Here is a 26,042-nt window from a genome sequence, read left to right as displayed (position 1 = left end):
GCGCCAAAACTCTGATGTCAATTCCGATATTCATTTAGATACTCTTTTATTTTTTCCTTAAACCGCTCCTGGCTAAATTTCTCCGCCTGCTCTTTAATAATTTTTGGATTAAAATCGTCGGACTCAAATTGTTTTAAAGCGTCAATTAAACATTCTGTTGTCTGCTCTTTGAAAAACATCCCTGTCACTCCAGGCTGGACAATTTCCAGCGCTCCTCCGCCCTGATAAGCGATCACCGGACGGCCTGACGCCATCGCTTCAACAGGAACAATCCCAAAATCCTCTTCCTGAGGAAAGACAAAAGCCCGACAATGCGCGTAATAATCTCTTAACTTACTGTCCGGGACCAAACCAACAAACTCTATATTCCCCCGCGCCATTTTTTCCAACCGCGAGCGGTCAGGCCCGTCCCCCACAATTTTTAAAGGCCAACCAAGTTGGTTAAACGCCTCAATCGCCAAATCAAACCGTTTGTAAGTCAAAAGGCGGCCAACCATTAAAAAATATTTTTCTGGTTTTTCGGCTAAATAAAACAAGTCGGTTCTAATCGGAGGGTGAATAATTTCCGATTCGCGCTGATAATATTTTTTAATTCTTTTCGCCACAAAAGAAGAGTTAGCGATAAATCCGTCTACTCGCGCGGCGGCCTGCTCGTCCCAAAAACGAATATAATTCATAAAAAATGGAATAATTTTTTGCGCGGCTCTGGAGTAGCCAAACTCGTTAATATATTTATGCGAATCATCCCATGCGTAACGGATGGGCGTGTGGCAATAACAGATATGCTTTGTTCCTGGAGGAGTAATTACACCCTTAGCGTAACTGGAAGAATCGGAAAGAACCAAGTCGTATTGGGAAAAATCAAACTGCTCAATCGCGATTGGCATGAGCATTAAAAAAGAGCGATGATGGGATTTAACAAAGGGCGTTTTTTGTAAAAAAGATGTCTCAACGCGGCGATTCGCGAAAGCAAAACCAGTCCCTTTTTTGTCATAAAAAAGAGTGTAAATCGGCGCTTTTGGAAAGATCTGGCAAAACGCTTCCAAAACCCTCTCTGCCCCGCCGTACTGATTAAGATAATCATGAACCAAAGCAACGCGCATAATAATTAATTAACATGCCGACCTGTCCCTTACCAAAACAACAATTGTCTTTAATAAAATTTTAATATCCATTAAAAGCGACCATTTTTCAATATAGTATGTGTCTAATTTGACCTCCTCCTCAAAAGATAAATCCGAACTGCCGCTAATTTGGGCGAATCCCGACATGCCCGCTTTAATCGCGAGAACCTTTTTATGATGTTTTTGATACTGGGCGATTTCGTCTGGCTGATGCGGTCGCGGTCCGACCAAACTCATTTCTCCTTTCAAAACATTAATTAATTGGGGAAACTCATCAATCCGATATTTCCTCAAGAATCGTCCAACCGAAGTCACGCGTGGGTCTTTCTTTATTTTAAATAAAGGCCCGTCATCCCTCTCATTGTACGCCCAAAGAAATTTTTTCAAATCCTCCGCGCCATTCACCATTGAACGAAATTTATAAAGATTAAATTCTTTGCCATGGCTCACTCTTTTTAATTTAACCAAAACTGGCCCAGGCGAATCCCATTTAATCGCAAGCGCAGTTAAGGCGAAAAAGGGACTTAAAAAAACTATTCCAAAAATCGCTCCGCTCAAGTCAACGAATTTTTTAATAATTCTCCCCCATCCGTCCAAAGCGGTTCTTTTCAATTCAACAATTGGAATGCCTCCGATCGTTTCTACTGAGGTATTGCTCGTGAGTGTTTGGAAAAGATTAGGCGCGAATTTGAAGGACAAATGGTTTTCTTCGCAAAAATCAACTAATTCCAAAACCTTTTCTCTCGGCCAATCCGTATCGGCTAAAATAATTTCCTCAACGCCCGGATTGTTAACCTTGCTCCTGATTTCCGTCATGTCCGGCTCAATCAAATTGGCGGCTAAATAGTATCCTAAATTTGGATTTTGCTTAATGCACCCGCTAATCCTTTTACTAATACCGTCCCGACCAATAATCATAACCCTATGAGCGCCAAAATTGTATTTCCTAATTAAATAACTCCGCCAGAAATGGACAAAAAGCCGTCCAAAAAAAACAAAGGCGACTGACATTCCCCAGCCAGTGAGCATAATAAATCGAGAATCAAACCATTCGCGACTAAGAAAGATATAAAAAACCAAAGCAATCATTCCCGCCGAAACGCCGATTAATATCTTAAGAAAATCGTCCAGCAAAGACCGCCTGATTTGGATTTTATATAATCCGACTAAAGCGAAAATAATTAAAAGAAAAAGAGCCGCTCCAAAAACAAGCCAAAAATACCGTCCAAAAGGAAGGTTTAAGTAGAAAACTACTGGACGATATTGGGCAACCCATTCGCTCGTCCGCAGAAAATAAGCCGCCGCCCCCGCCCCCAAAAGCGCCAAAAAATCCAGCGGAACCAAAATAAATGTAAAAACCAATTCTGACTTCTTCATACCCCCATCTTACTCAATAAAACCCCTAAAATCAAGGAATCAAAAGAGAAAAGGTCTGCTATTTTAGGGGGGCAGCCCTCGCAGCGGGGACTGCTCCCGTCTTTCTCACCCCACAGAATGGGGGCTGCCCCCGCAACGGGGGCAGCCCCCATCTTCTAAAAATCAAGACAAACAAAAACCCGAGCAAATAATAAGCCGGGTTCTGTCTCACCCGCCATAGCCCAAAGGGCGACGGAGGGTCTTGGATAGTCATCTATCTAGGGTTAGCGTTGCCGCTAACCTCAAGCGAGCTACTTTTCATCATCCCGCAATATTGCGGAATGGTTTGCTCTTGCGTCAGGCAGGGCTTGCCACTCCGACAGGTCTCCCTGCGGAGAGAGGGGTCTTAATCCCTCACTTTTCACCTTTACCCCAGTTTTGGAGATTGCCCCAAAACCAAAGAAATATTGTCTCTGTGGCGCTTTCCCTAATCTCGCGACCGGCGGGTATTACCCGCTGCCATTTGCGACGCCCGGACTTTCCTCCCCACAAAATTGCGAGGCGACTATCTAATTTGCTCGGGTCCTCCCCATAATACCACACCCCCACCCTCTGTCAACCCCAATTGCGACTGGGGGCTGCCCCCGCCGCGGGGGCAGCCCCCATCTTAGTTACAGAAGCGTTTGTTTGTTTGATTTCTCATCTAAGGCGCGGTTGACCATTTCGTCGGCTTCTTTGTTCCCTCCGCGGAGAGTGTGTTGGAAATTGACTTGGTTGAAATCGAGCATTAGGTTCCAAACCTCTAAGAAAAGCGACTGAAGTTCGCCCTCTTTGATTTTGTATTGGTGATTTATATGTTTAACTAATAATTCACTGTCCGAAAGAACGGTTATTTCCGCTCCTTTCGCTTTTTGCTTGCCAAATAATTGTTTAACTTTTTTCAAAGCGAAAATAACCGCTTTGTATTCGGCTTGATTGTTCGTCCCCTCCCCGATATATTCTCCATATTTTTTTGACGCTTCTCCTTCTTGGATAATAACAACGCCAATCGCCGACGGTCCCGGATTTCCCCGCGACCCGCCATCGGTATAAATTTTAATTTTCATAAGTTTTTTGTATTTTTAATATCCACCACTTTTAATTCCAACTCCCGGCATCCGTTCCATTCGTTGATAATAAATTCAAAAACGATATCAACCGAGTCGCCTTTTTTAAGATGCTCGCCTCGCTCGCCTAATCCGAAAGCGATCGCTTTGAAATTTTTAGCTTTTTTCTGCTCGCTGTCAAACATCATTAAAGACAGTTTCAAGTGCTTGTCACCGTTGCCAACTGTTCTAATTTCGCTAATTTCCATTCCTTTCGCGCTAAATCTTGGTTCTAAATTACCTCTGCCAAAAGGAGTAAATTTTTGAATTTCGTCATAGGTCTGCCAATTCATTTCGCGAAGAGATAATTCCGCGTCAATTTCAAGCGAAGCAATCAACTCTTTGCCTTTCAATTCTTTCTCAACTATTTTTTTAAAAAAATCTTTCGCTTTTTTAAGATTTTTCTTTTTCATTCTAAATCCAGCCGCGTCTTTATGTCCACCATAATCGTCAAGAAAATCACTTCCTTGCTTGATAACGCCTACTAAGTCAACTTGCGAAGCGCTTCGGCCTGAAGCGTGAATTAATTCGCCCGCCTGATGATAAATAAACGCCGGACGGCAATATTTTGAAGCGATTTTTCCAGCAATTAAACCAACCAACCCGACCGGCCATTCTGCGCTGCCTTCAAAAATTAATTTAGAGCTTTTACCCTTTTTTTCTTTTTCCAAAATACACTTTTCTACTTCTTGAACAATTTTTGTGGTTAAATTTTGCCTCGCGGAATTATTTTGATTAATTTGCGCCGCCAATTCCATCGCTTCCCTTTTATTTTTCGTAATTAAAAGGCGAAGGGCGCTATTGGCGTGGTCCATCCTGCTGGCGGCGTTTAGTCGCGGGCCTATAACAAAACCAATTGTTCTTGTATCAAGATTTGTCAGAGGCGCTTCTCCGTTTAAAGAGGGCTTTGTGATGAGCGGGTCTATCTGCGAGACCTTCATTAATTCTTGAAGACCGAGCCATTTTGTTTGCGCCAAAACGCCCAAACCATATTTAACCAAAGTTCTATTTTCTCCGACAATCGGCATTACATCAGAAACAGTCGCGATCGCCGTTAAATCAAGAAGCCATTTTTTAAAAGTCTCATTTGAGGATAAAAGCGCGCAAGCCAGTTTATACGCGATGCCCGCGCCGCACAATTTCTTAAATGGATATTTATCTCCTTTTTGCAGAGAATTAATAATCGCGACCGTCTTTGGCAATTCATCTCTTAATTCGTGATGGTCGGTAATAATGACATCCATTCCCAAAGAATTCGCCAAACTGACTTCCTTTAAATCGGTGCTGCCGCAATCAACCGTAATAATTAAATTCACTCCCTCTTTCGAGAATTCTTTAATCGCTTTTTTATTCAAGCCGTGATTTTCTTTTTCTCTATCAGGAATATAAATTTTCAGTTTTTTAACTCCTAAATGTTTGAGCGTTAGACACAAAATGGCCGTTGAACAAACGCCATCAGCGTCAAAATCGCCGTAAATTAAGATCTTCTCTTCTTTTTCAACCGCCTGTAAAACGCGCTTAACTGCTTTTTTCATCCCTTTTAGCAAAAAAGGATTATGAATGTCCTCTTCATAATCAGAATTAAAAAATTCATCTATTTCTCTTTGCGTTTTCAACCCGCGCGCATAAAGAAGCCGCGCGGTTAGAGAAGAATATTCAGGAAATTTTTTAAAAAAACCGCTCGGCGGCGTTGGTTTAAGTTTCCATTCCATAAGATTTAAAAATTATTTTAGCGCTTCAATCCCTGGCAACTTTGCTCCTGTTAAAAATTCAAGCATCGCTCCTCCGCCGGTGGAAATATGGTCCATCTTACTCATTAAACCTAATTGTTCCAAGAGAGTTATCGTGTCGCCGCCACCAGCAAGCGCGAAGCCCTTGCTCCGAATAATAGCGCGGGCTGTTTCCTGACTGCCCGCCGCAAATTTATTCACCTCGAAAAGCCCCATTGGACCGTTCCAAATAATTGTTTTGGCTTGAGAGATAATCTTATTAAAAATATAACTTGTATCTATTCCGATATCTAAAATCATTTCATTCTCTCCAATATTTCCAACAGGAGCAATCCGCTTATCGGCGCCACCCAACGGATCGGTCGAAACAACAACATCTACAGGAATATGAAGTTTTGTATTAGTCAGTTGCAGTTTTTTAACCTCTTTTACCATGCTTTCTTCCGAGATTGAACGGCCAATAGCAAATCCTTTGGCGCTAATGACTGTATTCGCTAAAGCTCCACCAAGAAGAATATCGTCCGCTTTTTCTAAAAATTTCTCAATCACCTTAATTTTAGTTGAAATTTTTACACCGCCGATAATCACCACTAATGGATGGTCCGCGTTATTTAAAACATCTGAAAGAACTTTTACTTCTTTTTCCAAAAGCAAGCCCGCGCAACTGGGCATTTTTTTTGACAAACCGCTAATGGACGCGTAATCGCGATGAGATTGCCCAAAGGCGTCCATGACAAAAATATCCGCCAAATTAGCTAAAGAGCCGACAAAATCGGGGCTGTTTTCTATTTCCCCATCATGAAATTGAACATTCTCTAAAAGAATTAAATCCCCCGCCGCCATTTCTTTAATCTCTTTTTCAACCTTCTCGCCAATGCAATCATTAAGTTTTTTAACGGGCTTGTTTAATAATCGCGAAATTCTTTTTCCAACCGGGTCAACTCTTAATTGTTTTACCATATTGCCCTTGGGACGCCCCAAATGGGTTAATAAAATTACTTTCGCGCCTTCTTTAACCAAATATTTAATCGTTGGCAAAACAGCTTTAATTCTAAAATCACTGGTCAACTCTCCGTCTTTTAACGGCTCGTTAAAATCAGCCCTCAAAAGAACTTTTTTGTTCTTAAAATTAAAATCGCGAACTGTTTTCATAAAATTTCCTCCACATCTTTGACAATCTTTACAAACTCGCTGGCGTTAAGAGAGGCGCCGCCAATAAGCAGACCGTTCATCGCAGCTCCTTTGGTATAGTCGGACGCGTTTTGACTGTTGACGCTCCCTCCGTAAATTATCCTGACTTTTTCGGCGATGTTTCTGCTATAGAGATTTGTGAGCGTTTTTCTAATAAGCAAAGCTGCTTTCATTGCGTCATTTGGCAAACAAGGCATTCCCGTCCCAATCGCCCAAACCGGCTCGTAGGCAATAACGATTTCACCCAAACGGGAAGAAGAAATTCCGCTTAGGCCCTTTTCAACTTGTTCGCCCACGACCAAACTCATTTCGTTGAGCGGTTTGCCTTCTGCGGTAAAAGCGTCTCTCGCCTCTTCGCCAACGCACAAAATGGGCTGAAGGCGATTTTTCAAAACCGCTTTTAGTTTTTTATTGATAATTAGATCGCTTTCCTGAAAATATTTCTTTCTTTCTGAATGGCCGATAATCACAAACTCGCATCCTAAATTTTTAAGCATCAAAGGAGAAACCTCTCCCGTAAAAGCTCCTCTGTTTTCCCAGAAGCAATTCTGACCCCCCAATTTCAACGAACAGCGAGCAGGAAACAATGAAGAAAAAATAAATGGCGGGCAGATAACCACCTCTGTCTTTTTTATTCTTCTCAATTCTTTTTTTAAAACGCCAAAAAGATGCTCTGCTTCTTTTTTTGAAGCCGGGTTGCATTTCCAATTCGCGATGATTAATGGTTCCTTGCTCATTTATTGTTGTTTTTGCGAAAGATAATAAATACGATAAAAACGAAAAATACTAAGATAAAGAATAAGGAAATTTCTTTGTAATATCTCGTAAGCAATTCTTGATTCGCTCCGAAAAACCAGCCCAGGGCGGCTAAAATCATAACCCAAATTGCGGAGCCGAGCGAGGTGTAAAAAACAAAACTCTTAAAATTCATTTTTGAAAAACCGGCCGGAATAGAAACCAATTGCCTTACTCCGGGAACGAACCGACAAATAAGAGTTGAACTGTTGCCGTATTTTAGAAAATATTTTTCCGCCTTTTCTAATTTCTCTCCGTTAATTAAAAAGAATTTGGCAAACCTGCTTCTCGCCAACCCGTAAATAACTTTTCTTCCTAAGGTTAGCGCTAAAAAATAGTTGATGAGCGCGCCCAATAAACTGCCAATAACTCCAGCCAAAATCACTAAAAAAATATTCATCTCGCCTTGTTGCGCTAAATAAGCGGCCGGCGGAACAATGATTTCTGATGGAAAAGGAATAAAAGAACTCTCAACAGCCATAAAAAAAGCAATGCCCCAATAGCCCAAGGACGCGACGGCGTTAACAACAAAATTAGCAAGAGATTCTAAAATCATATCTTAAAATTACTGTTTCCTCAAAAACTCTGCCGCTTTTTCTGGTTCAATCGTGCTAATTTCTATACCAGCGCCCAATTCAAACCCCGCCCAGGTTGATGTTTTTGGAAAGATATTCAAATGCCAATGGTAATGGTCATAATTCGCTTTGTCAGAGGGGGCAGTGTGGATATAAAAATTATAGGCGGGGTCATTGAGGCCTTTGTGAATTTTGCTCAAAGCCGTTCGCAAAGCGTCGGCAAAAAGTTTCTTCTCACTCTCGGTAATTCTTTCAAAATACGATTGGTGCTCTTTTGGATAAATTCTTGTCTCAAAAGCGACCTGCGAAGCGAAAGGACAAAGAACAACAAATTTCTCGTTTTCATAAACAACGCGACGGCCATCTCTAATATCCCAATCAAGCATCGTACAATAAACGCATTTTCCTTGACTCGTGTAAAATGCCTCCGCGCCGTCCAAACTCCCTCTTAAATCTGGATCTATCACAGGAATGGCCAAGAGTTGAGAGTGAGGATGAGAAACCGAAGCGCCCGCCTCACGCCCGTGGTTGTGGAAAATAGAAATATATTTAATAAATTTTTTGTTCATTAAATCCAAATATCGCGCTTGATAAAGGTCAACGACCATCATTGTTTCTTCCAACGAAAAAAGCGCGAGCGGTCTCTCGTGAGGAGCAGTAATAATCACTTCATGATACCCAAAACCATTGATAATCCGATTAGGCCCTTCTTTCCGCTGACCCAGATCGTCACCTTCTGAAAAAGCGGGAAACTTATTGGGAATTGAAATCACAAACCATGAATCGCCATTATGTTCGCGCTTAGCGATAACATCTTTAATGTTTTCTGGTTGGCAAAAAGGACAGTCCTTTTTCGAGACAACTTTTTTGTTTCTTTCCTGTTTAGCAAAACTGCTTGGACGACGACTCCGACCGGTCGCGATCACGACCCAGTCATTGGAGACCAAATCCATCCGCAGTTCCGAAGGAAATTTGCTTTTAATTTTCTTTTTGATCATATCTTCCCCTAATTAAATTCCACCTAATTTTAAACAATTCTCTGAATGTGTTCAAGTATCCCTTTAAACTAACGCGGCTATTAGGATTATTAATCCAATAAACCGGAATAATCCCCATGCGATAACCAAATTTGCGAGTTAGAGCCAGCGCCTCAATATCAAACCCCCATTTGTCAATCAAACAACGCTTAAAAACATTATCCGCCGCTTCCGCCGTGAACGCCTTAAATCCGCATTGAGTGTCCCAAACGCCAGGAACAGCCACTAACTGAATCAAAACATTCCCCAAATTGCCCAATTGCCTTTTCAAAAACGACTGCGGAACAGCTTGCTTGGCGCCTTTCGCGTCCTTATTATCGCGCGAGCCAATTACTACCTGATAGCCCTCCTTGAAAAGAGGCGCCATTTTTTCAAAATGGTCAATCGTCGTTGCGTTGTCCGCGTCCGTAAAAAGACGAATCTCGCCCTTCGCCTCCAGCATCCCTTGCCTCACAACCCATCCCTTGCCGTGATTTTCCTTATTATCAATCAGCCGCAAATTCTTAATCAACCCGCTAAACTTTTCCACAATTGGGGCCGTTTTATCTTTAGAACCGTCGCTCACCACAACAATTTCATAAACATAATCCTGTTTGCTTAAATAATGGTCAATCGCCAACAAAGTGTTGCCGATGCTTTTTTCTTCGTTATAGGCCGGAATAACAATTGACAAATATATTTTTTGCATAAATTTTAAATTTTAATGATTAAATTTTAACTGCTTGTATTATACTATATTTTTAGATAGGATACAAAGAGAATTTTATGAATTATTACATTTTAACCTACGGTTGCCAAATGAATGTGTCCGATTCAGAACGGCTGGCGGCTCAATTAGAAAAGAAGGGACATAAACCAGTTAAAGAAATTAAACTGGCTAACTTAATTGTGATCAACGCCTGCTCCGTCAGACAATCCGCTATTAACCGCGTTTACGGCAAAATTAAAATATTAAATGAACGAAAACCAAAGCCGAAAATTATTCTTACCGGATGTATTTTAGAAAAAGACAAGAAAAAATTAAAAGACCGAGTGAACGAAATTTGGCCCGTCGCAGATTTCCAAACAAAACCAAAATGCAAATCATCATCCGAAGCGTTTTTGCCAATTATGAGCGGATGTAACAATTTTTGCTCTTATTGCGTCGTCCCCTACACGCGCGGAAGAGAGAGTTCCCGCCCCGCGCGAGAAATTATTAAAGAAATTAAAAACTTAATCAGCAGTAGATACAAAGAAATAACTTTGTTGGGACAAAATGTTAATTCATACAAAGATAAAACCAAAAAAATAAATTTCCAAAAACTTTTAAAATTAATCTGCGCTCTTCCGGGCGATTTTCAAATTAAGTTTTTAACTTCTCACCCCAAAGATATGTCGGACAAGTTGATTAGAATAATCGCTCAAAACAAAAAAATTTCAAAAGAAATCCATTTGGCGATTCAATCGGGCGACAATAAAATTCTCAAAGCAATGAACCGAAAATACACCGCTGAAGATTGCCAAAAACTAATTAAAAAAATCCGCCGCGCGATTCCCCAAGCGAAACTATCAACCGACATTATTGTCGGCTTCCCTAGCGAAACAGAAAAACAATTCCAAAACACAGTTAAAATCGTTCGGAAAAACAATTTTTACCAAATTTACGCCGCCGCCTACTCCCCCCGCCCAAACACAGCCGCCGCGAAATTAAAAGACGATGTTCATTTTATGGAAAAGAAAAGAAGAAAGAATATTATTTTGAGTTTGAGGCAAAATAAGTAAAAAGGGGGCTGCCCCCGCCGCGGCTAAATTTGGGGGCTGCCCCCGCAACGGGGGCAGCCCCCAAATTCAAATAAAAAAAGCGCCATTTTTTAGACGCTTTCGTTGCTTGGGTGGGAGAGATTGCCCGCAAGAAGGGGGTACGCACCGTAGCGGAACCACGGGTTCTTGTTTGAAGGGCAACCTCTCCATAAGGTTTTGGCGCCAAGGTCCAACCTTGGCGCCGTTCAAGGGGGAGGAAAATGAACTATTTAAAGTATACACATTATTGAAATTATGTCAAGTAAATACTCTCAAAATAAATTAATCGTTATTCTTGGTCCGACTGCTTCGGGCAAGACGAGTTTGGCTATTAAATTGGCAAAGATATTTTCCGGTGAAATTGTTTCTGCCGATTCAAGGCAGGTTTATCGCGAAATGGATATTGGGACCGACAAAATAGTTCCCGAGGGAATTCCTCATCATTTAATTGATGTTGTTAATCCCGACGAAAAATTCACCCTGGCTCAATACAAAAAAATGGCTATAAAAGCGATTAAAGATATACAAAAAAGAGGTAATGTCCCATTTTTGGTCGGCGGAACAGGATTATACATCCAATCTATTGTTGATAATCTCCAAATCCCAAAAGGAGAGTCAGACGCGAAAATGAGAAATAAACTTGAAAAAATGGAGAACGCGGAATTGTTTGAAAAACTTAAAAAATTAGACCCGGTTTGCGCCGCCGCGATTGATTCCAAAAACAAAAGACGCCTTGTTCGCGCTGTAGAGGTCTGTCTCGCGACAGGAAAACCTTTTTCTCAACAAAGAAAAAAAGGGAAACCGCTTTTTGATGTCTTGCAAATAGGAATTAAGCCAGACAAAGAAAAACTTGAAAAAAAAATAGCCCAGAGGGCAGATCAAATGATTCAGACCGGTTTAATAGAGGAAGTGAAGGGATTAATCAAAAGATACGGCTCAAAAATAATTTCAATGGACAGCATCGGATACCAAGAAATAATTGCTCATCTTCAAAACAAAATCACTCTTGAAGAAGCGAAAGATTTAGTTAAAACACATACTCGCCAATACGCCAAAAGACAAATGACCTGGTTCAAAAGAGACAAAAGAATCCAATGGATTGAAAATTACTCCCAGGCAAAAAAACTAATTGGAAATTTCCTTCTTTAATATTTCCCTGGCCACTTGCGGATTGGCTTGGCCTTTGCTTGCCGCCATGACTTTGCCGACCAAAAATTGGAGAGCATTTTCTTTACCCGAGCGATAATCCTCAACTGATTTAGAATTCTCCGACATAACTCGCTTAACTATTTTTAACAAATCTCCCTCGTCGCTTACTTGTTTTAACTCTTTCGTTTCCACAATATTAGAGGGATCCTCCCCTGTTTTAAACATCTCTTTCAAAACGGTCTGCGCGGCCGAACTGGAAATTTCCTTTTGATGAATTAAAGTGACAAATTCGGCGAAATTCTCCGGGCTAATTTTACATCCGCCTATTTTAACTCCATTATCAGCCAAAAGTTTTCTTAATTCGGTTAAAAGATAATTCGCCGTTAATTTTACCAACGGCTGTTTTTCGCTAATCTCTTTAATTTTCAGCCATGTTTTAAGTTCAGAAACAACCTGTTCAAAATAATCCGCGAAAAATTTATCCTCGGTTAAAATATAAACATCGTCTTTGATCAAATTATACTCCCTCTCAAATCTTTCTCTTTTCGCTTGGGGCAATTCTGGAATTTCTTCTTGAACTCGTTTTTTTATCTCCGCTAATTGGGTTAAGGGCGGCAAATCCGGCTCGGGGAAATAGCGATAGTCCTTCGCCGTTTCTTTTGTCCTTTGCGAAAAAGTTTTTTGCTTGTTCTCGTTCCACCCTCTTGTTTCCTGAATAATCTTTTCTCCCGCGTCAAGTAATCCGGCTTGCCTCTTAATTTCATAATCAACCGCTCTTTCAACAGCGCGAAAAGAATTTAAATTTTTAATTTCCACTTTCGTCCCGTTTTCTTCGCCGTCGTTTTTCAAAGAAATATTAACTTCGCATCGCATTTGCCCCTTTTCCATATTTGCTTCGGAAACTAAAAGATAACGCAAAATTAGTTGCAGTTCTTCGCAAAAACGGCGCGCTTCTTCCCCTGAAACAATATCTGGTTCAGTCACTAATTCCATCAGAGGTATGCCCGCCCGATTGAAATCAACCAAAGAAGAGTTATCGTTGGCGGAATGAACAAGACGACCAGTATCTTCCTCTAAATGGATGCGCGTAATCTTTACTTTTTTCCCGTCTATCTCCAAAAAACCGCCAGACGACAATGGCATATCATATTGGGAAATCTGATACCCCTTGGGAATGTCTGGATAAAAATAATTTTTGCGGTCAAACTTGGCTGATTTCGGAACCCGACAATTCAAAGCCAGCGCCGTCTTAATGACGCAATCAACCGCCTTTTGGTTGATAACGGGCAAAGTTCCGGGATGTCCCATACAAATAGGACAAACATTAGTATTAGGTTTTGTTTCGTCCAAATCGTTAAAACAGCCGCAGAACATTTTGCTCTCCGTCTTTAACGCGCTATGAATTTCTAACCCGATCACCGACTGATATTTCATGAGTTTAAATTAAATTTTTTAATAAAAAAGCGACTGTGAGCGGGCCCAAACCGCCAGGAACTGGCGAAAGCCATTTTGCTTTTTGCTTGACGCTTTCCTCGTCAATATCACCCGCCGTCCTCCCGTCCACTCGACTAATTCCTCCGTCTATTAAGATAACTCCCTGCTTAACCATATTTCCCTTAATAACTCCTGGTTTGCCAAGCGCGGTAATTAAAATATCCGCCTCTAATTTTGGGGGCAGCCCCCCAATCATTATTTCTATCTCTCTTTGTTTAAAAAACATGCTCATTCGTTCGCCAAAAATTTCTGAATTAACCAAAGCGATTATCTTTTTATTTTCCAAATTTTCTTTAGTCGCTTGAAGCGCTTCCCAGATGGAGAGAATAAAAGGCGAATCAAATCCGCTTTTAGGCAGAAGCCCATCAACATCTTTTTCAGGACTAATCTCTTTAATAATTCTATCAGGGCTAATTCCTTTTGGCAAAGGCATTTGAACTAAAATACCATTAATCTCCAAATTATTATTTAATTTTTTAATTACTTCTAAAATTTCGTTTTCAGATGAATTCGCTGGCAAAAAAAACTTCTTAATTCTAACCCCAATTTTCTCCGCCGCTTTTTCTTTCGCTTTGATATATAAAACAGAAGATGGATTATCTCCAACTAAAATAACCGCCAAGCAGGGGTTAATTCTTCTTCGCTCAATCTCTTTTTTAAGCCGAGCCAAAATACTATCGGCTATTTTTTTTCCGTCAATAATCTTCATTGCTTTTACATAATTGGAAACCGTCTCGCCATTTTAATCACTTCTTTTTTAATTTCTCTTCTAATTTTATTGCTATTAATATCTTTAATAATTTGAGCAATCCAAACGCCGACTTGTTTAATTTCTTTTTCTTTCAATCCCTTAGTCGTCACCGCGGGAGTTCCAATTCTAATCCCTGATGTTTCCCATTTTGAACGAATATCATAAGGGATTGCATTGCGATTGACATAGATGTTTACTTCTTCAAGCGCTTCTTGCACTTTCTTCCCTGAAACGCCAAGCCGCGTCAAATCAACCAAAACCAAATGATTATCCGTGCCGCCGGTAACCAAGTCCAGTCCTTCACTCAAAAGTGTCTCGGCCATAGTTTGGCTGTTTTTTAAGACCTGTTTTTGATAACTAATAAAAGTTTTTTGCCCCGCCTCTTTAAGCGCGACCGCTTTCCCTGCAATTTCGTTTTGCAAGGGCCCGCCTTGCAGGCCGGGAAAAACCGCTTTGTCTATTTTTTCAGCGATTTCTTTTTTATTTGAAAGAATTATCCCCCCGCGCGCGCCCCGCAAGGTTTTATGCGTCGTCATCGTCGCAAGATCGCAATGCGGAAAAGGGCTCGGATGAAGCCCAGCCGCGACTAAACCAGCAATGTGAGCGATATCAGCCATTAAATAAGCGCCAACTTCTTTGGCGATCGCACCGAATTTAGAAAAATCAATTTGCCGCGGATAACTGGAAGCGCCGGCGATGATTAGTTTCGGCTTTTCTTTCCTCGCTATTTTCGCAACTTCTTCAAATACGACTCTTCCGCTTTTTTTATCAACGCCATAAAAAACACACTTATATAATTGGCCAGAAAAATTAACTTCCGAACCATGCGACAAATGCCCACCTTGGTCAATCCGCATAGACAAAATTATGTCTCCTGGCTTAAGCAAAGCGAAATAGACCGCTTGATTCGCTTGCGAACCGGAGTGCGGCTGAACATTAGCAAAATTCGCGCCGAACAATTTTTTGGCGCGCGAAATAGCCGCTTCCTCAATTTGGTCAATGAACCTCTGCCCCGAATAATATCTTTTTTTCGGATAACCCTCCGCGTATCGCGCGCTCAAAATACTCCCCACTGCCCTCCTTACCGCCGGACTGGCATAATTATCCGCCGCAATCAAATTAAGCCCATCCTGATGACGGGCAAACTCCAATTCAATCAACTTGCTAATTTTAGGATCTGTTTTGATAAACATTTATAAAACGACAATACTTAAACTTGTTTTTCTTTTTTATCAGTAGTCACCCTGCCTCCTTGCCATTGCCCACGGTATAAGTGCGTCTTGCCATCAACTTTGTAAAACATAGCGTGTACCACTCTTGCCCCAAGTTCAATTTCCACATCAACTGGACCGAGATTAACAAAACCAAAATTTAATTCACCACAATAACCAGGGGAAGCATTGCCTGTTAATAACATCATCCCCGAACGAAAAATAGTTGTTCGCGGACGAAAAAGTATTAATATGTCATCTGGAGTATTAACTTTCTCAATTGTTTTTACTAAATAATAATTACCAGGTTTGAAAACAAAACTTGTTTTTTTATCTTCATTAAATTTAGCTAAAAGTTTTGTATCAGGCGTCTTTCTCTCTTCAATCCCTAAAAATGATTTTCCGCTAATTTCATAAACTTCATCTAATCGCAAATCAAAACCGGCGCCCTCTGGATTTTCCAACTCGCGCTGGCAAAGACCCTCCACCAACTTTTTGTCTTTGACTAATTTATGTAATTTGTCTATACCTAAAATCATAAAAACTGCGACTGTCGCGATTAAAATAGCATGCTTTATTTTATGCTAATCTAATGTGCTCCAGGCGTAAAATAAATTTCACTACTCTTGATATTACAGTAAAATTACCAAAAAATAAAGCCCCATTAGGATTTAATCCCGATAGGACTTTGTTTTTTTTACTAATCACATTAACGCTGATAATTCCTTTTCGCCTTCCACTCTAGCTGGATGAAGTAAAAAAGGAGTCACCTCGGAAGTACAACAAATACTTTTTCCTGGCTTGAACTTTTTGCAAAGAACCCCTTTTAATCCATGCTTTTCAATAGCCGGACTAGCTCCTGTTTTCAGATTAATGTCTTTTATATTTTCATCATGTTTCTGACAACAAGCAAAAGTTTCATCCGGCAATGGTTTAAAAAAGAGGTAACCTGCGCAATGTAAACATTGTTCCATTTTATCCCTCCTTTCCGACGAGTCCTCCAATTCTCATTAAAGCCACCACCCATGTATGTTCATAAACATGAAGGTCTTTTGAAGAAACAACCATACATCCGTCACCCACGCCAATTTCGGAAGACATATATTCCTTAAGTAATTGGATGCCTCCTAAATTAACTGGAAAGCCGCCCCAGTGGTCCCATGAACGAAAATAAACCCAAAAATGAAGTTTATTATCATCAATCCATGTATCAATTCCCCGTAAACACTGAGAACTGGGATTGCTTTTTCCATTCCACTCATTGCTTCTTCGATAATCTTCAATAATCCCGCCTGTGACGCGTTCTTTTACAGAAACACTTTCGTTATAATTAACGCCTAAATCGTAAAAATACAGTGTTTCTGGTCGTCCAACAGTCATATAGCAATGATTATTTCCATAGCCGCATTCCTTGAAATGCCGTATCACCCACTCAATTTGCCAATGTAAATCCTCTCCGTAAGTATAATGCTCATTTGGCTGTTTAACCGGAGTCATGAGGTATGTCAAATATTCTTCTATATCATCTTGTGTTGTCGGAGGAGGTATATTTGACCCTTCAGGCATAATCGGCGCCAATGGTCTAACACCTGGATGTTTAATGTCAATAACTATAGGAAGACCGGAACGATAGATACCTTCGTAACTTCCTTTGGTTATGAGATACTTCCTTCCTTCTGTCATAATTTTATTAAGCGCCTGAAACCATGCGTCATTCAGCGATGTCGCTTCTAAAAAAGCAACTCTATTCATATCCTACACCTCCTTTTCTTTGAATTTATAATCAGTTCTCTCGCCTACTTGCTTTGCCATATAGACAGATATCTCCATAATTCTTTCCTCTGTTAATTTAATGAACTTAACGGAAACGCCTGTCTCAAGAAGTTTATGTTCGCTTGCTCTTCTTTCATCAATAGTTAAATGTGGATTTTGAAGATAATCCTTCCAAACTCGCAATTCTTTTATCCCGTGAACAACAACTACATCTCGAACGCATTTCGGACAAGGATAACTAGTAATAAAGAGTGTTGATCCCTGCGCTTCATTTCTCGCGCAACGACTAAGCGAATTAACTTCTGCGTGAACCGCTTGGCAGTAAATTTTAAAAATTTCTCTGGTTTTTTTTATATCGCCGCCATTAGTTTTTACTTCTTCAAAAGCTAATTTGTCATAATAACAATAACCCAACTCCCTACAACTAGTAATCCCAGGCGCCGCTCCATTATATCCCGTTCCAATAATTCGCCTGTCTTTAATTAAGACGGCTCCAATAGGTCTTTTAAGGCAACTGTGGCGAACAGCGCAACTTATCGCTTGAAACATAAATATTTCATCCCAACTCGGTCTTTTATCCATTATATTTCCCTCCTTATTTCCTAAATTGTTAAAAAACAAATGATTTGGGGACAGTCCCCGTTGCGGGGACTGTCCCCAAAGACATTACTTCACCTCTATTCCCATACTTCTCGCTGTGCCTTCTATAATTTTTTCGGCTTGTTCGATGGAATACGCGTTAAGGTCAACCATTTTCTTTTCGGCGATTTCGCGGATTTGCTCTTTAGTCACTTTTCCAACTTTAGTTTTAAGAGGATCTCCCGAACCCTTTTGGACTCCAGCCGCCTTTTTGAGCAAATCAGACGCAGGCGGAGTTTTTAACTTGAAATCATAAGTCCTGTCTTCATAGACAGTTATTTCAACAGGAATAATATCGCCCGCCATTTCTTTGGTCGCTTCGTTGAATTTAAGACAAAAATCTTGAATATTCAAACCATGCTGACCTAAAGCCGGTCCAACCGGAGGCGCCGGATTAGCTTGCCCGGCCGGAATTTGAAGTTTAATAATTGTTTTTATTGCTTTTGCCATAATTATAATTTTTTAATCTGTAAAAAGTCCAATTCTACGGGCGTCTCGCGACCAAACATTGAAACAAGAACTTTGACCTTTCCTCTTTTCTCGTCAATCTCTGAAATTTTTCCGTCAAATTCCTTGAACGGCCCATCGGTAATTTTAACTGCGTCGCCAACCGCGACATTAATCTTATACTTCGGTTCTTCCACGCCCATTCTCTTCTGAAGCGACTTAATTTCATCCTCCGAGATAGGGGTCGGAATCGTCCCCGCGCCGATAAAACCCGTCACCCGCGGCGTGTTGCGAACAACATACCAAGAAGCGTCCGTAACAATCATTTCCACTAAAACATATCCCGGATAAATTTTTTCTTCAAAAACAAACCGCTTACCACCTTTAATTTTAATTTTCTTTTCCGTAGGAACCAAAACATTAAAAATTCTATCTTCCATTCCCATTGACTCAATCCGCTGTTTTAGATTTCTCTCAACCGCCTCCTCGTAGCCAGCGTAAGTGTGGAGAACATACCAATTTCTCCCTTGTTGTATTTGTTTTGCCATATTAAATTACAAACTTATTTAATAACCAACTGAATAAAAAGTCCAATCCGCCTAAAAAAGCGGATAAAACCAAACTAAAAACAATCACAGCCGTTGTGTATTTAATCGTTTCCTGACGCGTCGGCCAAGTCACTTTTTTTAATTCAAGGCGAACTTCACTGAGAAATTCCGCCACTTTTGCTGGTATCTTGCTAATTTGCATTGTATTAAAAAAGCCCCAAGGGACTTACTGTCCGTATCTTAGTTTAATCATTCAAAAATGTCAAGGAAACAACCAAAAAAGAAATTAAAGGTCTGACCTTTAATTCTATTGTTAAATATCCAAATTTTTCGCTTTCTTCGCGTGGGTTTGGATAAATTTCTTTCTGGGCGCGACTTCATCTCCCATTAGAATATCAAAAATCTTGTCCGCTTCTTTGGCGTCTTCAACCATAATTTGTTTCATAACCCGATTGGCGGGATCCATCGTTGTTTCCCATAATTGGCTTGGATTCATTTCTCCCAAACCCTTGTATCGTTGGATATTAACGCCCTCATTGCCCATTGAAGAAACAATTTCATCTCTGTCTTCAATTGTATAGCAATATTCAACCCTTTTTCCTTTCTGCAGGCGATAAAGGGGCGGTTGAGCGACATACAAATAACCGCGGTCTATAATTTGCGGGAAATATCGGAAGAACAAAGTCAAAAGCAAAGTGGCGATATGCGAGCCGTCCACATCGGCGTCCGTCATAATAATAATGCGGTGGTATCGCAATTTTTCAATATCAAATTCCTCGGCAATCGCCGCCCCCAGCGCGATCACAAGCGTTTTAATTTCAGTTGAAGTAAGCGCTCGACTCAACCGCGCCTTTTCCACATTAAGAATTTTCCCTCGCAAAGGCAAAATCGCCTGAAAAGACCTATCCCTCCCCTGTTTGGCGCTGTTATGGACAAAAACGCCGGAAGCCAAAGCAAAATTATGGGTCCCTTTAACCTCCAAATCATAAACATCAATTTTTTTTCTAAGTTTAATTATCCTTTTGATTTTATGATTATAGTTTTTCACCGCCTCATAAACCGCTTCTTTGTCGCCGTTAAAAAACCGAGCGCAAAAAGTATTGAACTTCAAAAGATTATTATTTCTAATCAATGTTCTTTCGTAATCATATTCACGAAAAGAACCATATTTCTCATAGACCTTTTTTAGAAATTCTATCGTGTGTCTATAATAGGTCTTGCTATACGCCTTTTGCCGCTTTTTTCTAAATTCATCCGTCCATTGCTCTTTTGTTTTTTGACTTCGCCAAGTTAACATCTCCGCGTCTAACCATTGCTTTTTGGCAAGCAAAGAAAGTTCTTCTTTTTTCTCTGGATTTGATTTAAAATATTTTCTGACGCGTCTCGCCTGTTTGAGTCGATTTGATTTATCGCCCCAATACTTCTTTTGAACATCATTCAATAATTTATTATTCTTTTCCCTGTAATCAGGTGAATTGTTATAAAACTCCAAAAACTTTTCAACCATATACTGCTTATATTCCTTATTTTGCCATTGTTTTTTTGCTCTCCGACTAAGCATTTTTTTCATTTCTGGAGTAGTCATCGTCGCTCTAATTTTTTCTCTAAATTCTGTCGTTTGATGTATCTTTCTTACTTTATCTTTTACATCCTCTCGATGAATAGTAAATTCCAACATCCGACAATGATGTTTTAGGTGTTCATCTTTATCCATCTGCTTAATGTTATCTGGATTATTATTTAATTTATTAAAATCAATATGATGCTTATGAACATTGATTTTATTGGAATATATTTTATTTCTTAAATTATATTCATCAGCCAAAAGATGGGTAAAAATCCATCTTTCCTTTCCGTCTTTTAATTCTGGGCTTAAAACCATTTCATATCCTTCAATAGTAATTCGCTTCTCTTTTTTAGAAAGTTTTCTGTAAAGCGGCATTAAAGAATCTTTATTAGTTAAATCTTTTATTTGTTTGTATTTACCATCCCTTGTCATAAACTTGTGGTCGGGCGTGCAAATAATTTCCTCGTTGTTATCAAGAATTACTTTAATAACCTCCGCGTTCTTTTTTGTTTTTCTGACATTTCTAATTTGCTCAATACCAATCAAGCCATCTTTTTTGATTGTATAACAATAATTCTTTTCTCCTCTTTTCTGCTCCTTAATTAATTCTATAAAATCTAAATTTCGTCCATCAGTTAAAGCAATTTTGGTTTTTCCGTCGAAACAACCTCCGGCGGAATCGCCTTCCACTATGTAGATTTCTGAATCTTCGGGGTTGCGATTGGAGCAGTCGGCTAATTTCCCTGGCAAAGCCATGCCTTCCAAAACGCCCTTTCGGATGACCGTTTCTCGCGCCGCTTTAGCCGCTCGGCGCGCTTTTGCCGCCAAGAGACATTTCGCCATAATCTCCTTTGCATCTTGGGGATGCTTTTCTAAAAATTCTTCCAACGCGTCTGAAACAATCGCGTCAGTCGCCGTCCGCGCCTCGGTATTGCCCAACTTCGCCTTGGTCTGCCCTTCAAATTGCGGCTCTCTTAATTTAACGCTTATCACCGCCGTCAGCCCTTCTCTCACATCATCGCCGCTTAAATTTTCATCTGACTCTTTTAAAAAACCATTCTTCCGCGCGTAATCGTTAAGCGTTCTTGTTAAAGCCGTTTTGAAGCCAGTTAAATGCATTCCGCCCTCGCCCGTATAAATATTATTAGCAAAACTTTCTTCATATCCTTGAATATCGTCTGTGTATTGAAAAGCCGCCTCTACCATCACATCCTGCTTTTCCGCGGAAACATAAAAAATATTACTATGTTTTGTTTCTTCGCCGCGATTTAAATATCCAATATAAGAAACAATTCCGCCCTCAAAATAGAAAGAATAACTTTTGCGCGGCTCTTTTCTTTCGTCTTTGACGACTATTTTAATCCCCTTGGTTAAATACGCCTGCTGCCGCAATCGCTTTAATATCTTAGACCACTTAAATTCAATTTTTGGAAAAATTTCTTTGTCTGGTTCAAAAATGATCGTCGTTCCGTTTCTGCCGCATTTGCCTTCTTTTTTAACATCTTTTTTGGGCTTGCCCCGTTCATATTCCTGAACATATAAAAAACCATCGCGGCAAACTTCCGCCCGCGTCATCACGGAAAGCGCGTTCACAACTGAAACACCGACTCCGTGCAACCCGCCTGCGATTTTATATGACTCCCCGCCGAATTTGCCGCCCGCGTGAAGAGTGCACATGACTGTTTCCAAGGCCGACTTTTTCGTCTGCGGATGCTTGTCAACTGGAATCCCTCGCCCATTGTCCGTTACTTTGACCCTATTATCAGGTAAAAGAACAACCTCTATTTCGTCGCAAAAACCAGCCATCGCTTCATCTAAAGCGTTGTCAACCACTTCCCAAATAAGGTGATGAACACCTTCAATACCAGTTGAACCGATATACATCCCTGGACGCCGCCGCACGGGATCAAGCCCTTCTAAGACATAAATGTCTTTTGCTTGGTAATTTGAATTGTTATTATTTTTTTTAACCATAACTATTTCTGTTTCCGCACTTCCCACCCTCCTTCATCTTCCAACGCTTTCATAACTTTCTCCTGTAAGGCGTTGACTTCTTTGTCGGTTAAGGTGTGGTCGTCCGCTTGATAAATAACGCGGAAAGCCAAACTTTTTTTGCCATCTGGGATTTCCTCTCCTTCGTACATATCAAACAAATCAACATCGCTGATTAACGAACCGCCCGCTGTATTAATTAAATTCATCACTTCAACTATCTTTGTTCCCGGCTCAACCAACAAAGCGACATCTCTGACCACGGCTGGATATTTTGAAGGAGGCGAATAAATTCTTTCTTCTGTCGCCAATTCAACTATTTTTTCAAAATCAAGTTCGAAAATATTGTCTCCAATCCAACCTAATAAATCATTTCCCACTATCACTTTCGCTCTCTTTAAATCATCTCTTTCTAATTCATCCTCATACCAAACATCGCTAATTTGCATTTTATTCAATAATGTCTCAATAATTCCTTTGAGGCGATAAAAGTCAGATGGGAACAAAGCGGCGCCCAATTTTTTCTTTTCAATTACCTTGTCGTTATCCCTTTCAAAAACCCGACCAATTTCAAATAACCTCACTTCATTAAAATATCTTTTATTGCTTTCAATGTTTTTTAATAAATTAAGCGCTAAAGAAGGACGCAAATATTTCTGCTCCTGGCTAATTGGATTGGCTAATTCAATTTCCGCGTCGCCAATCAATGAATAATTAAGCGCCTCGCTAAAACCAAGATTAACTAAAATATCTTTAATTTTATTCTGGTAAATCAAATCATCATTTCGCTTGGGAGGGATGAGAGCGGCCAAAGGCAAACGGCTTGGAATTTTTTCAAATCCATAAAGACGTCCAACCTCCTCAATTAAATCCTCTTGGATAGAAATGTCCAAACGGGCCGTCGGAACGGTGACTGATAGGGACAGTCCCTCTTTCAGAGGGACTGTCCCTATCTTAACGAAACTTAACTTTTTCAAAATAGCAATTATTTCTTTATCTGAAATATTAACTCCTAACAAACTCCTGACTTTTTTCGCGTCCAATTTTATCGTCTTCGGCTTAACTTTGTTCGGATAAATATCAACAACTCCTTTAAGAATTTGTCCATCAATTAAAGCAACCGCCATATCCATCGCCGATGAGGTTAAATTTGGGTCAAGCCCGTTTTCAAAACGCCACGAAGCGTCCGTTCTTAATTTTAATTGATTAAACGCCTTCCGAATAATTCGCGAATCAAAATTAGCTGCCTCCAAAACAATTCTTTTTGTCTCCTTATCAATTTCCGCGTCCTTCCCGCCCTTCATGCCGGCAATACAAAGAGGGCTCTTCTCGTCCGCAATCACTAAAATATTTTCGTCTAATTCGTATGTTTCGTTATCTAAAGAAATGATCTTCTCTCCCTTTTTGGCTCGGCGGATAATGAGAGTTTTTGGCTCACCCGCTATTTTGTCAAAATCAAAAGCGTGCATGGGCTGTCCTGTTTCCAACATAACATAATTAACGGTGTCCACGATGTTGTTAATCGGCTTTAAACCACAAACTTTGAGCCGTTCTTGAATCCATTCTGGCGAAGGACCAACCTTAACATCAACCACCATCCGAGCTGTATAACGCGGACAAAGTTTTTTATCACCGACTTTAATTTTAAGAAAATCTTTAATATCTTTGTTTTGCGTTTTGATTTTTAATTTTGTCGCCGACGCGCCATAGCCGCTTTGGCGACGGCGCGAGTTTTGAATTTTGAGTTTTGAATTTATGATCGCCCCAATTTCCCGCGCGACACCTAAATGCCCAAGGCAATCATGCGCCCGGTTCGGCAAAACATCCACATCCAAAGCGTAATCACTACCCACCCGTTCAATCACCTCTGTTTCAAAGGAATGCGAAGACAGCAAATCCGCCAGTTTTTCCGGACTGGGAAGTTTTTTATCAAAAAAAGATTGTAGCCAATTGTATGAGACCTTCATTAGAATTGTTTTAAAAATCTTAAATCGCTCGCGTAGAATAATCTGATATCATCAATTTTGTATTTCAGCATTGCCAAACGATCTGGACACATTCCAAAAGCAAAGCCCTGCCATTTGCTTGGGATATATCCAACCGCTTTAAAAACATTTGGATGAACCATCCCCGCCCCCATTAGTTCTAGCCACTTTTGCCCTTTTCTTCTCGCGTCAATTTCAAAGCCCGGCTCAACAAAAGGAAAATATCCGGGTCGCAAACGCATTTCAATATCTTGGCTAAAAAACCTTTTTAAAAATTCCTCCATTACTCCCTTAAAATCCGCCACCGAAACATCTTGGCCGATCATTAAACCCTCTACTTGATTAAATTGAACATCATGAGAAGCATCAGTCGCCTCGTGGCGAAAACAACGGCCGGGCGCGATAATTCTTAAAGGCGGATTGTTCTTTTCCATGTATCTAGCTTGAATATTTGAGGTGTGCGTCCTTAAAAGCAAATCAAAATCCTTCAGCCAAAAAGTGTCCTGAATGTCTCGCGCGGGGTGGTCTTTGGGAACATTAAGAGCATCAAAATTATAATGCTCGCTCTCCACTTCTGGACCTTCGGCGACCGTAAAACCCATTGATTGGAAAATTTCTTCTATCTGTCTTTGAACAAGAGTAATCGGATGAAGATGACCATCGGGAACTTTAGCCCCAGGCGCAGTTACATCAATCCATTTTTTATCTTGCCCGCCTTTGACGGAAAATTTTTCCCTTTTTTCTTTAACCGCTTCCTCTAATTCCTTTTTAATTTGATTAGCGAGACGCCCTTTTTCTTTTCTCTCTTCCTCCGTCAAATCCTTCAAAGAACGCAAAATCTCCGTCAATTCGCCCTTGCGGCCAAAATATTGACGATATATCTCTTCAAGCGCCTTAATGTCTTTTGCTTGTCTTATCTCTTGAAGGGCTTTTTGTTTAAGTTGATTAAGCATAAAAAATTTTATGTCCTATGTCCTAACCACCATTCCGCTATCCCAACTATACCTACTAACAAAATTAAATGCCACCACGCCAACGCTCTTTGGCTTTGCAGAATTAGAGCGGAGACGAGAATAACCGATAAAAGCAAGCCCTGCCTGAAAGAAATTTCCAATTGCCTAAAAACGCGATTTTCCGATAAAAAGAATCCTTTTCTGTGGGAAATCCATCTAATAAACAAGCCTGTCAAAGTGAAAATTCCCGTGGAAGCGATGGATAAACTTAAGTAAAATAGGACGAGAATAGAGGGGCTGACAGGGGTTGGACTAAGATAAATTAAAATAGCCGCCAAACAGGCGCTCGCCAATAAAACGGCAATAAACAACCCTGATAAATAAACAGATAAATTCATACCCTATTGTATTGGGTGTATTTTACCACTTCTCACCTTTTGGGGCAAGTGGACATAAAAAACTTGCTATCAAACAAATTATCCCCTATAATAGCAACGCGGGGTGGAGCAATGGCAGCTCGCGAGGCCCATAAATAAAATTGTGGCGCAGGATGGCGACATCTTGTGGAAAATTCCCGAAATTGCTGGAAAACCGTCAGGGTTATATAACCCTCGGCAATCGGCAGCCAAGCCCTAATACATATTAGGGAAGGTTCAGAGACTATAATGGGAACATCTTTTTTAGGCAAAAAGATGATGGGATAGTCCATTCCATTTGGAAACAAATGGCTAATACAGATTTCTTCTATAAATAGAAATCGCAAAGAACCTTGAGGTTGCAGGTTCGAATCCTGCCCCCGCA

Annotated in this window: 25 protein-coding genes and 1 other RNA gene; 2 read left to right on the top strand and 24 right to left on the bottom strand. The window is 40.3% G+C overall.

What is annotated here, in order from left to right:
- Nucleotides 1–17: 17 nt before the first annotated feature.
- The 10 genes from KKF19_02415 to KKF19_02370 all read right to left on the bottom strand — a co-directional run bounded on the left by KKF19_02415 (nucleotide 18) and on the right by KKF19_02370 (nucleotide 9,641).
- Nucleotides 18–1,103, bottom strand: a complete 1,086-nt coding sequence (locus KKF19_02415) for a glycosyltransferase (protein ID MBU2579789.1) — start codon at nucleotides 1,101–1,103, stop codon at nucleotides 18–20.
- A 9-nt stretch (nucleotides 1,104–1,112) separates the two neighbouring features.
- Nucleotides 1,113–2,501 carry a sugar transferase gene (locus tag KKF19_02410; GenBank protein MBU2579788.1) on the bottom strand — a complete coding sequence of 463 codons (1,389 nt, stop codon included), beginning with the start codon at nucleotides 2,499–2,501 and terminating at the stop codon, nucleotides 1,113–1,115.
- A 176-nt stretch (nucleotides 2,502–2,677) separates the two neighbouring features.
- An RNA gene (gene rnpB, locus KKF19_02405) (RNase P RNA component class A) lies at nucleotides 2,678–3,061 on the bottom strand.
- 90 nt (nucleotides 3,062–3,151) lie between these two features.
- Nucleotides 3,152–3,586 carry a ribonuclease HI family protein gene (locus KKF19_02400; protein ID MBU2579787.1) on the bottom strand — a complete coding sequence of 145 codons (435 nt, stop codon included), beginning with the start codon at nucleotides 3,584–3,586 and terminating at the stop codon, nucleotides 3,152–3,154.
- A complete protein-coding gene (gene recJ, locus KKF19_02395) occupies nucleotides 3,583–5,337 on the bottom strand; it encodes a single-stranded-DNA-specific exonuclease RecJ (protein MBU2579786.1) in 1,755 nt (584 codons plus the stop codon). The genes KKF19_02400 and recJ overlap by 4 nt, the downstream gene beginning before the upstream one ends.
- Before the next feature lie 12 nt (nucleotides 5,338–5,349).
- Nucleotides 5,350–6,507, bottom strand: a complete 1,158-nt coding sequence (locus KKF19_02390) for a phosphoglycerate kinase (GenBank protein MBU2579785.1) — start codon at nucleotides 6,505–6,507, stop codon at nucleotides 5,350–5,352.
- Nucleotides 6,504–7,283 carry a triose-phosphate isomerase gene (gene tpiA, locus KKF19_02385; GenBank protein MBU2579784.1) on the bottom strand — a complete coding sequence of 260 codons (780 nt, stop codon included), beginning with the start codon at nucleotides 7,281–7,283 and terminating at the stop codon, nucleotides 6,504–6,506. The genes KKF19_02390 and tpiA overlap by 4 nt, the downstream gene beginning before the upstream one ends.
- Entirely contained in the window at nucleotides 7,280–7,897 is a 618-nt protein-coding gene (locus tag KKF19_02380; GenBank protein MBU2579783.1) for a DedA family protein, read from the bottom strand. Before KKF19_02380 ends, tpiA begins: the two co-directional genes overlap by 4 nt.
- Nucleotides 7,898–7,906: 9 nt before the next feature.
- Nucleotides 7,907–8,914, bottom strand: a complete 1,008-nt coding sequence (locus KKF19_02375; protein MBU2579782.1) for a DUF4921 family protein — start codon at nucleotides 8,912–8,914, stop codon at nucleotides 7,907–7,909.
- Nucleotides 8,895–9,641 (bottom strand): glycosyltransferase family 2 protein, encoded by a 747-nt coding sequence (locus KKF19_02370; protein MBU2579781.1) that lies wholly within the window; start codon nucleotides 9,639–9,641, stop codon nucleotides 8,895–8,897. Before KKF19_02370 ends, KKF19_02375 begins: the two co-directional genes overlap by 20 nt.
- Nucleotides 9,642–9,718: 77 nt before the next feature.
- Between KKF19_02370 and KKF19_02365 the strand changes: the two genes are divergently transcribed.
- Both KKF19_02365 and miaA read left to right on the top strand, forming a co-directional pair.
- Nucleotides 9,719–10,714: a MiaB/RimO family radical SAM methylthiotransferase gene (locus KKF19_02365; GenBank protein MBU2579780.1), complete on the top strand. Its 996-nt coding sequence runs from the start codon at nucleotides 9,719–9,721 to the stop codon at nucleotides 10,712–10,714.
- Between the two features lie 273 nt (nucleotides 10,715–10,987).
- Nucleotides 10,988–11,881 (top strand): tRNA (adenosine(37)-N6)-dimethylallyltransferase MiaA, encoded by an 894-nt coding sequence (gene miaA / locus KKF19_02360; protein ID MBU2579779.1) that lies wholly within the window; start codon nucleotides 10,988–10,990, stop codon nucleotides 11,879–11,881.
- On the opposite strand, the gene gatB is transcribed toward miaA, so the two are convergent.
- From gatB to KKF19_02290, 14 genes are all read right to left on the bottom strand, one after another.
- A complete protein-coding gene (gene gatB / locus KKF19_02355; GenBank protein ID MBU2579778.1) occupies nucleotides 11,858–13,315 on the bottom strand; it encodes an Asp-tRNA(Asn)/Glu-tRNA(Gln) amidotransferase subunit GatB in 1,458 nt (485 codons plus the stop codon). The genes miaA and gatB overlap by 24 nt on opposite strands.
- 4 nt (nucleotides 13,316–13,319) lie before the next feature.
- On the bottom strand, nucleotides 13,320–14,084 hold the full coding sequence (locus KKF19_02350; protein ID MBU2579777.1) for a bifunctional 5,10-methylenetetrahydrofolate dehydrogenase/5,10-methenyltetrahydrofolate cyclohydrolase: 765 nt from the start codon (nucleotides 14,082–14,084) through the stop codon (nucleotides 13,320–13,322).
- 5 nt (nucleotides 14,085–14,089) lie between these two features.
- On the bottom strand, nucleotides 14,090–15,319 hold the full coding sequence (locus KKF19_02345) for a serine hydroxymethyltransferase (GenBank protein MBU2579776.1): 1,230 nt from the start codon (nucleotides 15,317–15,319) through the stop codon (nucleotides 14,090–14,092).
- 17 nt (nucleotides 15,320–15,336) lie between these two features.
- Entirely contained in the window at nucleotides 15,337–15,876 is a 540-nt protein-coding gene (locus KKF19_02340) for a hypothetical protein (GenBank protein ID MBU2579775.1), read from the bottom strand.
- Between the two features lie 165 nt (nucleotides 15,877–16,041).
- The gene (locus KKF19_02335; protein ID MBU2579774.1) at nucleotides 16,042–16,311 is read right to left on the bottom strand and encodes a hypothetical protein; all 270 of its coding nucleotides are present in this window, start codon (nucleotides 16,309–16,311) and stop codon (nucleotides 16,042–16,044) included.
- Nucleotide 16,312: 1 nt separating this feature from the next.
- Nucleotides 16,313–16,903 carry a hypothetical protein gene (locus tag KKF19_02330; protein ID MBU2579773.1) on the bottom strand — a complete coding sequence of 197 codons (591 nt, stop codon included), beginning with the start codon at nucleotides 16,901–16,903 and terminating at the stop codon, nucleotides 16,313–16,315.
- A gap of 189 nt (nucleotides 16,904–17,092) precedes the next feature.
- The gene (locus KKF19_02325) at nucleotides 17,093–17,692 is read right to left on the bottom strand and encodes a hypothetical protein (protein ID MBU2579772.1); all 600 of its coding nucleotides are present in this window, start codon (nucleotides 17,690–17,692) and stop codon (nucleotides 17,093–17,095) included.
- Between the two features lie 84 nt (nucleotides 17,693–17,776).
- A complete protein-coding gene (rplK, locus tag KKF19_02320; GenBank protein ID MBU2579771.1) occupies nucleotides 17,777–18,199 on the bottom strand; it encodes a 50S ribosomal protein L11 in 423 nt (140 codons plus the stop codon).
- 2 nt (nucleotides 18,200–18,201) lie between these two features.
- Nucleotides 18,202–18,744, bottom strand: coding sequence for a transcription termination/antitermination protein NusG (gene nusG, locus KKF19_02315; GenBank protein ID MBU2579770.1), 543 nt, complete (start codon nucleotides 18,742–18,744; stop codon nucleotides 18,202–18,204).
- Nucleotide 18,745: 1 nt separating this feature from the next.
- Complete coding sequence (secE, locus tag KKF19_02310; GenBank protein MBU2579769.1) at nucleotides 18,746–18,946, bottom strand: preprotein translocase subunit SecE; 201 nt, start codon at nucleotides 18,944–18,946, stop codon at nucleotides 18,746–18,748.
- Between the two features lie 111 nt (nucleotides 18,947–19,057).
- Nucleotides 19,058–22,285: a DNA topoisomerase (ATP-hydrolyzing) subunit B gene (gyrB, locus tag KKF19_02305; protein ID MBU2579768.1), complete on the bottom strand. Its 3,228-nt coding sequence runs from the start codon at nucleotides 22,283–22,285 to the stop codon at nucleotides 19,058–19,060.
- Between the two features lie 2 nt (nucleotides 22,286–22,287).
- On the bottom strand, nucleotides 22,288–24,270 hold the full coding sequence (gene pheT / locus KKF19_02300; protein ID MBU2579767.1) for a phenylalanine--tRNA ligase subunit beta: 1,983 nt from the start codon (nucleotides 24,268–24,270) through the stop codon (nucleotides 22,288–22,290).
- On the bottom strand, nucleotides 24,270–25,241 hold the full coding sequence (gene pheS, locus KKF19_02295; GenBank protein ID MBU2579766.1) for a phenylalanine--tRNA ligase subunit alpha: 972 nt from the start codon (nucleotides 25,239–25,241) through the stop codon (nucleotides 24,270–24,272). The genes pheT and pheS overlap by 1 nt, the downstream gene beginning before the upstream one ends.
- An 8-nt stretch (nucleotides 25,242–25,249) precedes the next feature.
- Nucleotides 25,250–25,639, bottom strand: coding sequence for a hypothetical protein (locus tag KKF19_02290; GenBank protein MBU2579765.1), 390 nt, complete (start codon nucleotides 25,637–25,639; stop codon nucleotides 25,250–25,252).
- Nucleotides 25,640–26,042: the final 403 nt, after the last annotated feature.

The organism is Patescibacteria group bacterium (assembly GCA_018830295.1).
Lineage (GTDB): Bacteria > Patescibacteriota > Minisyncoccia > Portnoybacterales > UBA2143 > JAHJSM01.
The sequence above is the reverse complement of the archived record's forward strand: the minus strand, read 5'-3'. Positions and strand labels throughout refer to the sequence as shown.

Bases quoted from the DNA above. Each gene is read 5' to 3' on its own strand.
- KKF19_02415 (MBU2579789.1), bottom strand. From the start codon at position 1,103: ATGCGCGTTGCTTTGGTTCATGATTATCTTAATCAGTACGGCGGGGCA.
- KKF19_02410 (MBU2579788.1), bottom strand. From the start codon at position 2,501: ATGAAGAAGTCAGAATTGGTTTTTACATTTATTTTGGTTCCGCTGGAT.
- KKF19_02400 (MBU2579787.1), bottom strand. From the start codon at position 3,586: ATGAAAATTAAAATTTATACCGATGGCGGGTCGCGGGGAAATCCGGGA.
- recJ (MBU2579786.1), bottom strand. From the start codon at position 5,337: ATGGAATGGAAACTTAAACCAACGCCGCCGAGCGGTTTTTTTAAAAAA.
- KKF19_02390 (MBU2579785.1), bottom strand. From the start codon at position 6,507: ATGAAAACAGTTCGCGATTTTAATTTTAAGAACAAAAAAGTTCTTTTG.
- tpiA (MBU2579784.1), bottom strand. From the start codon at position 7,283: ATGAGCAAGGAACCATTAATCATCGCGAATTGGAAATGCAACCCGGCT.
- KKF19_02380 (MBU2579783.1), bottom strand. From the start codon at position 7,897: ATGATTTTAGAATCTCTTGCTAATTTTGTTGTTAACGCCGTCGCGTCC.
- KKF19_02375 (MBU2579782.1), bottom strand. From the start codon at position 8,914: ATGATCAAAAAGAAAATTAAAAGCAAATTTCCTTCGGAACTGCGGATG.
- KKF19_02370 (MBU2579781.1), bottom strand. From the start codon at position 9,641: ATGCAAAAAATATATTTGTCAATTGTTATTCCGGCCTATAACGAAGAA.
- KKF19_02365 (MBU2579780.1), top strand. From the start codon at position 9,719: ATGAATTATTACATTTTAACCTACGGTTGCCAAATGAATGTGTCCGAT.
- miaA (MBU2579779.1), top strand. From the start codon at position 10,988: ATGTCAAGTAAATACTCTCAAAATAAATTAATCGTTATTCTTGGTCCG.
- gatB (MBU2579778.1), bottom strand. From the start codon at position 13,315: ATGAAATATCAGTCGGTGATCGGGTTAGAAATTCATAGCGCGTTAAAG.
- KKF19_02350 (MBU2579777.1), bottom strand. From the start codon at position 14,084: ATGAAGATTATTGACGGAAAAAAAATAGCCGATAGTATTTTGGCTCGG.
- KKF19_02345 (MBU2579776.1), bottom strand. From the start codon at position 15,319: ATGTTTATCAAAACAGATCCTAAAATTAGCAAGTTGATTGAATTGGAG.
- KKF19_02340 (MBU2579775.1), bottom strand. From the start codon at position 15,876: ATGATTTTAGGTATAGACAAATTACATAAATTAGTCAAAGACAAAAAG.
- KKF19_02335 (MBU2579774.1), bottom strand. From the start codon at position 16,311: ATGGAACAATGTTTACATTGCGCAGGTTACCTCTTTTTTAAACCATTG.
- KKF19_02330 (MBU2579773.1), bottom strand. From the start codon at position 16,903: ATGCCTGAAGGGTCAAATATACCTCCTCCGACAACACAAGATGATATA.
- KKF19_02325 (MBU2579772.1), bottom strand. From the start codon at position 17,692: ATGGATAAAAGACCGAGTTGGGATGAAATATTTATGTTTCAAGCGATA.
- rplK (MBU2579771.1), bottom strand. From the start codon at position 18,199: ATGGCAAAAGCAATAAAAACAATTATTAAACTTCAAATTCCGGCCGGG.
- nusG (MBU2579770.1), bottom strand. From the start codon at position 18,744: ATGGCAAAACAAATACAACAAGGGAGAAATTGGTATGTTCTCCACACT.
- secE (MBU2579769.1), bottom strand. From the start codon at position 18,946: ATGCAAATTAGCAAGATACCAGCAAAAGTGGCGGAATTTCTCAGTGAA.
- gyrB (MBU2579768.1), bottom strand. From the start codon at position 22,285: ATGGTTAAAAAAAATAATAACAATTCAAATTACCAAGCAAAAGACATT.
- pheT (MBU2579767.1), bottom strand. From the start codon at position 24,270: ATGAAGGTCTCATACAATTGGCTACAATCTTTTTTTGATAAAAAACTT.
- pheS (MBU2579766.1), bottom strand. From the start codon at position 25,241: ATGCTTAATCAACTTAAACAAAAAGCCCTTCAAGAGATAAGACAAGCA.
- KKF19_02290 (MBU2579765.1), bottom strand. From the start codon at position 25,639: ATGAATTTATCTGTTTATTTATCAGGGTTGTTTATTGCCGTTTTATTG.